This is a genomic window from Pseudoalteromonas sp. BSi20429 (genome assembly GCF_000238895.1).
Lineage (GTDB): Bacteria > Pseudomonadota > Gammaproteobacteria > Enterobacterales > Alteromonadaceae > Pseudoalteromonas > Pseudoalteromonas arctica.
This window is the reverse complement of record NZ_BADV01000114.1, coordinates 1-249: the sequence shown is the minus strand read 5'-3', so window position 1 is coordinate 249 and position 249 is coordinate 1. Positions and strand designations below refer to the sequence as shown.

1 protein-coding gene is annotated in these 249 nt (G+C 43.8%); it reads left to right on the top strand.

What is annotated here, in order from left to right; translation table 11 throughout:
* Positions 1–249: Ig-like domain-containing protein (locus P20429_RS20030; RefSeq protein WP_033027214.1), on the top strand; the 249-nt coding region annotated here is incomplete at both ends.

Here is a 249-nt window from a genome sequence, read left to right as displayed (position 1 = left end):
ATACACCTGTTGCCAATAACGATACTGCTACTATGGTTGAAGATGCAGCGCCAATACTGATAAACGTATTAGCCAATGACTCAGATGAAGACGGCGACAGCCTGGTGATAAGTGCAGCATCAGCTGATATTGGCTCAGCCTCAGTAGTTGGTAATCAAATTCAATACACACCGGCAGCTGATAGCAATGGCTTAGCAACAGTTACTTATACCGTTAGTGATAATAATGGTGGAACAAATACTGCCACGG